Consider the following 7338-nt stretch of genomic DNA (forward strand, 5'->3'; position numbering starts at 1 on the left):
GCTGATGAGGGCGTACGCCGGCCCTGCCGTGTCTGAGATGACTTCGTAACAACCGGGTGATCCGCGTACCCTGAGGCTCGTGAACGACGCCTTCCCCTCCCTCGAGCAGCTGCACGCCATCGGAGCCCTTCAGCAGCCGACCTATTCAGACCCGGTCGCCCTGGCCGCGGCGGTCGAGAAGCTGAGGAACCAGCCGCCGCTCGTCTTTGCGGGGGAGTGCGACCAGCTCAAGAGCTCGATCGCCGCGGCCGGCCGTGGTGAGGCGTTCATCCTGCAGGGCGGCGACTGCGCCGAGGTCTTCGCCGAGGCGACCGCCGACAACACCCGCAACAAGCTGCGCGTGCTGCTGCAGATGGCCGTCGTCCTGACGTACGCCGCCTCCGTCCCGGTCGTGAAGATCGGCCGCCTCGCGGGGCAGTACGCCAAGCCGCGCTCCTCCGACATGGAGACCCGCGACGGGGTGACCCTGCCGGCCTACCGTGGCGACGCCGTCAACGGCTTCGAGTTCACCGCCGAGTCCCGCATCCCCGACCCGCAGCGGCTGCTGGACGTCTACCACGCCTCCTCCTCGACCCTGAACCTCGTGCGCGCGTTCACCACCGGTGGCTACGCCGACCTGCGTCAGGTGCACACCTGGAACTCCGAGTTCGTGCGCAACTCGCCCGTCGGCGCGAAGTACGAGGCGATGGGCTCCGAGATCGAGCGCGCGATCGCGTTCATGGAGGCCATCGGCGCCGACCCGGAGGAGTTCCACCGGGTCGACTTCTACTCCTCCCACGAGGCGCTGCTGCTCGAGTACGAGCACGCCATGACCCGCATCGACTCCCGCACCGAGACGCCCTACAACGTCTCGGGCCACTTCGTCTGGATCGGTGAGCGCACCCGTCAGCTCGACGGTGCCCACGTGGAGTACTTCCGCCACCTCAACAACCCGATCGGCTGCAAGCTCGGCCCCACCGCGACCCCCGACGACGCGCTCGCGCTGGCCGCCAAGCTCAACCCGAAGAACGAGGAGGGCCGGCTCACCTTCATCACCCGCTTCGGCGCGGGGAAGGTGCGCGACGGGCTGCCCGGGCTGGTCGAGAAGATCACCGCCGAGGGCGTCAACGTCACCTGGATCTCCGACCCGATGCACGGCAACACCTTCTCCACCTCCAACGGCTACAAGACCCGCCGCTTCGAGGACGTCCTCGACGAGGTCCAGGGCTTCTTCGACGTCCACCACGCCCTCGGCACCGTCCCCGGCGGCATCCTCGTCGAGAACACCGGCGATGACGTCACCGAGATCATCGGCGGCGGCGAGGAGCTCGACGAGGCCGGCCTCGTGCACCGCTACGAGAGCGTCGTCGACCCGCGCCTCAACCGCGTCCAGTCGCTGGAGATGGCGTTCCAGGTCGCGGAGATGCTCCGCAACAAGTAGTCCCGCACGCCGAACCGGCGCGCCCTGCGAGGCAGGACGCGCCGGCTGCAGGGATCGGTCAGCGGACCCTGACCGTGAACGTGGCCGTGCGGCCGTCCGAGGTTGTCACCGTGCCGTGATAGGTGCCCGGGCGCGCATAGCGGTGCGACGCGCTGATCCGGTAGACGCCCGCGGCGTGGAGCCCGTCGCGCGGGGTGGTCGTGGTGAAGGTCGCGGGTACGCCGGCGGTGCCGTCACCGAAGCGGACCGTCGCGCCGAGCGCGCCCGTGAGCGCGGAGCCGCCCAGGCCGTCGGCGTCGTCGGCCGCGTCGACGGCGACCGTGGATCCGTCCGTCTTCGTGCCCGGTGCGGCGAGCAGACCTGCCGCGATGGTGGCCGAGGAGCCGTGGCGTACGACCGCATCGGTGCCGGTCACGGCGGTGGACCAGGCGGCGTGGCGGCCGTCGTAGAAGTTGGTGCCGGCGGTGTTGAGCCGGGTGCCGACGTCGGCGACCCGGCGGGCGAAGTCGGCCCCGTCGCGCAGCGACTCCTGGGTCCAGCCGACCTCCCCGTGCGCGAGGGCGCGCGGGAACATCATGAACTCCGCGTTGCTCACGCCACGGACGGTCTCCGACCACAGCGGCGCCTCGGTGCCCAGGATGTCGTCGTCACCGACCCCGGGGATGACGTTCTCGGGGCTCCAGGCGTAGTAGTCCGGGAAGTCGCACGAGCCCGAGCACGCCCAGGACAGCCCGATCGGCGTCTTGGGGTTGTACTTCATGTCGAGATAGGACTTGTTGCCCGGTGAGACCAGCAGCTTGGCGCCGTCCTCGGTGATGGCGCGCTTGGCGAAGTCGGTCGAGCCGGCCCAGTACTGCACCCCGTCGCCAGGCGTGAGGGTCGTCTCCGAGTACTCGTTCCAGCCCAGCGTCCGCTTCCCGAGGTCGTGCACGATGTCCACGGCTCGCTTCTCGAAGTCGACATAGCCCTGGTGCCCGTAGCGTGCGGTCATCGCGTGCGACTCGTCGCCACCGATGTGCAGGTAGTCGCCGGGGGTCATCTCGGCGAGCTGCGCGAAGACGTGCTGGACGAAGGTGTAGCTGACCTCGGCGTACGGGTCGAGGTAGGAGTAGCCGACGTCGATCGTGCTGTTGACCGGCGCCACCGGCTCCGCGGCGGTGCCGGTGTGGCTCGAGCCCGCGGTGTTGAGCTGCGGGATCGCGTGCAGCGCCGCGTTGGTGTGGCCCGGGATGTCGACCTCGGGGACCATCTCGATCTCGCGCTCGGCGGCATAGGCGACCAGGTCGCGGTACTGGGCCTGGGTGTAGTAGCCGGTGTGGCCGTCCAGGGCCTGGTAGGGGTTGGAGGTGACCGCCGTGCCGCCCGACTCCCGCGTCAGCGCCGTGTAGTCGATGTCATCGCCGGCCGCGCGTCCCTCGTTGGTGATCTGGATGCGCCAGCCCTGGTCATCGGCCAGGTGGATGTGCAGGACCGACAGCTTGGCGGAGGCGGCGGCGTCGATGATCTGCTTGACCTCGTCGACGGTCTGGAACGACCGGGCGACGTCGAGCATGATCCCGCGGTAGCCGAACCGCGGCGCGTCGAGGACCTTCACCGCCGGTACGCTCCACGTCTGGTGCACGCGTACGGGCGAACCGGCGAAGGCCGGGAGCAGCTGGCGGAGCGTCTGGGTGCCGTTGAAGAGCCCGTGCCGGGTCGCCCCGATGATCCGCAGACCTGAGCGGCCGGAGGAGAGCGCGTACGCCTCGGGGTTGCCCGCCACCTGGCCGTAGTCGGCGCCGGGGTCGATGACCAGCTGCAGATCGGTGGGCTTCGGGCGCGTGGAGACGACCGGCAGGGCGTAGCCGGTCGACGTACGGAGTGTGGTGGCGAGCAGGCGCCCGACCGCGGCTGCCTCACCGCGGGCGACGATGCGCGCGCCAGGGGTGAGGACGAAGTCGGGGCCGGACTGCTCGGTGACCTGCACCGGGAGCGGGACCAGGCCCGGGACAGGGGTGTCGGGAGCGGAGGCGGAGGTGGGGACGGATGCGGTGGCAGCCGGGGCAGCCATGGTGACGAGGCAGCCGGCGAGGCTCAGAGCGGCAGCTGCGGCGAGTATCGAGCGAGACATTCAACATTCCTCTCTGCCGCGGCGACGCGGCGAGTATCAAGAAGTTGTGCTGCTCTCGGCGAGCGTAGTGACGCGCCGGCCGGCCCGACAGGGTATTTCGTAAATTCGCTCAACAAATTAATTCTCGCCCGGCGCTCAGCCCCTTGCCCACGCGAGCTGCATGATCTCGTCGCCGTCGTGGAGGATGCTGCGGTTGCTGGTGTCGGTGAAGCCGGTGCGCTCGTAGAGGCGCTGGGCGCGCCGGTTGTCGGTGCGGGTCCAGACGCTGAGGCCCTCCCAGCCGCGTGACTGGAGGTCGCGGATCATCTCGGTGCCGACGTGGGAGCCCCAGACGGCGGGGTCGACGAAGACCATCGAGATGTGGCCGTAGCCCGGCAGGGGTACGCCGTCGACGAGGTAGGTCTCGGCCACCAGCATCCCTGCCGGACGGGCGCCGTAGTGGGCGAGCAGCGCCAGCTCGGCGGCGTCCAACTTGTCGCGGACCCGGCGGATCCGGGCCTCGGTGGCGGTGCGTCGGCGGGCGGCGTTGGCTGCCTGCCAGACGTCGAGCGCAAGAGCGCGCTGCTCGTCGCTGCGGATCTCGGCGACGATGATTCTCGGCATCTAGGCTGCTACAGCGTCATCAGCCAGATGCCGAGCACGAGCATCACGATCATGAAGATCGCGCCCACCCACAGCAGCACGATCCAGGTCGAGGGGTTGTCCTCGGCCTCGGTGGCCATCAGCGAGGAGACGTACTCCTGCTGCGCGCCGTAGTCGCCGAAGTCCTGCTCGAGCGGCTCCTGCTCGCCGACGTAGCCGTAGCCGGTCTGCCAGTCGCCGGCGTTCTCGGTGGCGTAGGCGTCCTCCGCATAGCCGGTCGCGTAGGCGGGCTCGGTCTCGTGGATCTGGTCGTCCACGGTCTCCCGCTCCTGGGGCGGCGCCCAGTGGCGGGCCTGCCCGTTGTGCGACTCCTGGACGAGCATCCCGGAGGGCTGGACGAAGGGCTGGTACGCCGCCTCGACCGTGGCCTCGGAGACCGGCTCGGGCTCGGGGACGGGCTCAGGAAGGGGACCCGGCTCCGGGGTCGGGTCGGGTGTCGGCTCCGGGTCGGGGACCGGCTCGGGCTCCGGGACCGGGGTCGGCTCCGGGATGGGCGCGGGGTCCGGGATGGGCGAGGGCTCGGGGATCACGGCCTGCTCCGCGGCGGCCGGCTCGTGCGCCGGCGGCGGAGTGGTCGGCGGCAGGGCGGTCGGCGGCGGGGCGGTCGGCGGCGCGTACGCCGGGCGGACCACGGTGGTCCCGTCGGGCTCGTCGTCGGTGTCGAGCTTCTCCTCGACGGAGGGCGCCTGGCGCCTCGAGGTGCGCTCGGTGGGCTCGTCGTTCGGAGCCGTGGAGGCCGCCGACGATGCCGGGCCCGGCCTGTCGTCGTCGCCGTAGGCGCTGATCCGAGGCAGGCTCAGTGAGGTCTGCTCCGCGTCCGGCACGTCCTCGACGGCCTCCGGGGCGGTCGACTCGACGCGCTTGCGGATCACGGTGGACTCGTTGGGCTCGTCGTCAGCTTCAGCAGCGGACACGGGTGGCGTCCTTTCCTCTACATCGGTGGAGTCAGCCTCGGCTGTTGGGTCGGGCTCCTTGGCAACCTCGAGACCACACATCGGGCACGCCGGCTCATCGGACAGTCGGTGTCCACATTGTGCGCAGCTGCTCATGCCACCCCCATGGCGTCGAAGATCACTCCCGTGCGTTCCCAAGCCTAGGTCACCGGCCTTGACCTTGGGCCGATGCCCGCAGATCGCGGAGCAGCGGGATATCGGGGTTGTCCGCGTCGCGAGAGCCGGGAGTCTCCAGGATGAAGGGGACTCCGTCGGTCGCCGGATGCGCGAAGAGCTCCTCGAAAGCCGTCGTGCCGATGTGGCCGCGGCCGATCTGCTCGTGGCGGTCGAGGTGCTTGCCGCGTACGTCCTTGGAGTCGTTGGCGTGGATCAGTCGGAGCCGGCCGGGGCCGCCGATCTCGACGATCCGGTCGACGCACGCGGTGGCGCCACCGGGCTCGTCCAGCGGGGCTCCGGCGGCGAAGACATGGCAGGTGTCCAGGCAGATCCCGGCCTTGGGATGGAAGTCGACGGCCTCCAGGTAGGCCGGCAGGTCCTCGACGCCCGCACACAGCGAGCGCCCCTGCCCGGCGGTCGGCTCCAGCAGCAGCCAGGGCGCGTCCTCGGCGGAGATCTCATCGAGCACAGGAAGCAGCGCCTCGCGCACCTGCTTCATCGCGACGGCGTACTTCTCGCTCGCATCGCCGTCGGGCGAGACGAACGAGCCGGTGTGGATGACGACCCCCTCGGCGCCGATGTCGGAAGCGCGGCGGAGGTTGTGCGCGACCAGGGCAGCCGACTTCTCGTACGTCGCCGGGGTCGGCGAGCCGAGGTTGACCAGGTAGGGAGCGTGGACGAAGGCACGCATGCCGCGTCGCTCGAGCTCGGCCCGGAACGCCTTGTCCTCGGCCGGCTTCCCGGCCGAGAGCGCCCAGCCGCGTGGGTTGCCGACGAAGATCTGCAGGGTCTCGCCGCCGACCGCGTCGGTGTTGGCGAGGGCACCGGCAACGAGACCTTTGCCGACCTGTACGTGGGTGCCGATCGGGTTTCTCAGTGTCAAGGTCAGTTCAGCCAGATCGTGATCTCGGAACCGTAGGGAGCCTCGCCGCTCGCCGGTTCCTGACGGGTCACGTAGCCGAGGCCGAGGTTGATGCCGGCCTCCGGCTCCTCCTTGACCTTGAACCCGGCGGCCTCGAGGGTCTGCCTGGCGGTGGCCTTGTCAGCTCCGACGACGTTGGGAACCGCAACGGCTGCGGGGCCCTTGGCGACCACGAGGGTCACGGTCTCGCCGCGGGGGAGGGTGCCGGAGTTGGGGCTCTGGCTGAGCACCGTGCCCGGCTGGATCTCCTGGCTCTCCTCCTCCTCGATCTCGACCTTCAGACCGTCGGCCTCCAGCGACTTCTTGGCGCGCTCGGCGCTGCGGCCGGTCCAGTCGACGATGGCGACCGGGGCCGGGCCCTTGCTGATCACGAGCACGATCGCCTTGCCGGGCCGCACCAGGGTGCCGGGGCGCGGCTGGGAGTTGATGACGTGGCCCTCGGGGACGTTGTCGTTGAACTTCTCGATCGGGTCGCCGACGCCGAGGCCCAGGTCGCGGATCTCGTCCTGGGCGTCGTCGGCGAGCATGCCCTTGACCTTGGGCACGGAGTATTCCTCCACGCCCCTGCTCACGCTGATCTCGACCGTCGATCCGGGCAGCGCCTTGTCGTCGCGGCCGGGGTCGGAGTCGATCACCACGCCCTTCTCGACGGTGTCGGAGAACTCGGTGTTGGCCGAGACCTCGAAGCCGGCGTCCTGCAGCTGCGTGGTCGCCGCGGCCTTGCTCAGGCCCGCCACCGAGGGCACTCTCTCGTAGCGGCCGTCGATGAACCACCACAGCCCGCCCGCCACCAGCGCGACGGCCACGACGGCGGCGCCGATCGCGATCGGTCCCCTCCACGTCGCCGGCATGCTCCAGCGCTGCTTCGGCTGCGCGGGGGTGGGCGCGATGCGTACGTTCTCCTCGGGCTCGCTCAGCGAGAGCCGAGCGCCCGCGGGGAGCCCGACGCCCGGAGGCGGTCCCTGCGGACCCGGGGGACGATTCGGCGGAGGTCCGGGCGGTCCGGCCGGCCCTGAGGGTCCCGACGGGCCGAGGCCCAGCGCGGGCAGAACCGCGGTCGTCTCGGAGCCGGACTCGTTCTGGGACCGTGCCGGGGAGTCGGTGCCGGCGGCGCCCTTGTCGGGCGCGCCGGCCC

6 protein-coding genes are annotated in these 7338 nt (G+C 70.6%); 1 reads left to right on the plus strand and 5 read right to left on the minus strand.

Annotation, left to right across the window (positions count from 1 at the left end; translation table 11 throughout):
* The first annotated feature begins 79 nt into the window (after positions 1–79).
* Positions 80–1420, plus strand: a complete 1341-nt coding sequence (locus ACFU7D_RS27630) for a class II 3-deoxy-7-phosphoheptulonate synthase (protein ID WP_357337291.1) — start codon at positions 80–82, stop codon at positions 1418–1420.
* Positions 1421–1478: 58 nt separating this feature from the next.
* On the opposite strand, the gene ACFU7D_RS27635 is transcribed toward ACFU7D_RS27630, so the two are convergent.
* The 5 genes from ACFU7D_RS27635 to ACFU7D_RS27655 form a co-directional block, all read right to left on the minus strand.
* Complete coding sequence (locus tag ACFU7D_RS27635; RefSeq protein ID WP_378873366.1) at positions 1479–3530, minus strand: family 20 glycosylhydrolase; 2052 nt, start codon at positions 3528–3530, stop codon at positions 1479–1481.
* A 135-nt stretch (positions 3531–3665) separates the two neighbouring features.
* Positions 3666–4133 (minus strand): GNAT family N-acetyltransferase, encoded by a 468-nt coding sequence (locus ACFU7D_RS27640; RefSeq protein WP_378873368.1) that lies wholly within the window; start codon positions 4131–4133, stop codon positions 3666–3668.
* Between the two features lie 8 nt (positions 4134–4141).
* Complete coding sequence (locus ACFU7D_RS27645) at positions 4142–5086, minus strand: hypothetical protein (RefSeq protein WP_378873370.1); 945 nt, start codon at positions 5084–5086, stop codon at positions 4142–4144.
* A 184-nt stretch (positions 5087–5270) separates the two neighbouring features.
* Positions 5271–6164 (minus strand): deoxyribonuclease IV, encoded by an 894-nt coding sequence (locus tag ACFU7D_RS27650; protein WP_378873372.1) that lies wholly within the window; start codon positions 6162–6164, stop codon positions 5271–5273.
* 2 nt (positions 6165–6166) lie between these two features.
* A partial coding sequence (locus tag ACFU7D_RS27655) for a PASTA domain-containing protein (protein ID WP_378873374.1) occupies positions 6167–7338 on the minus strand: 1172 nt, incomplete at its 5' end.

Source organism: Nocardioides sp. NPDC057577 (genome assembly GCF_042801335.1).
In the GTDB taxonomy this organism is placed as follows: Bacteria; Actinomycetota; Actinomycetes; order Propionibacteriales; family Nocardioidaceae; genus Nocardioides.

Bases quoted from the DNA above. Each gene is read 5' to 3' on its own strand.
- ACFU7D_RS27635 (WP_378873366.1), bottom strand. From the start codon at position 3,530: ATGTCTCGCTCGATACTCGCCGCAGCTGCCGCTCTGAGCCTCGCCGGC.
- ACFU7D_RS27640 (WP_378873368.1), bottom strand. From the start codon at position 4,133: ATGCCGAGAATCATCGTCGCCGAGATCCGCAGCGACGAGCAGCGCGCT.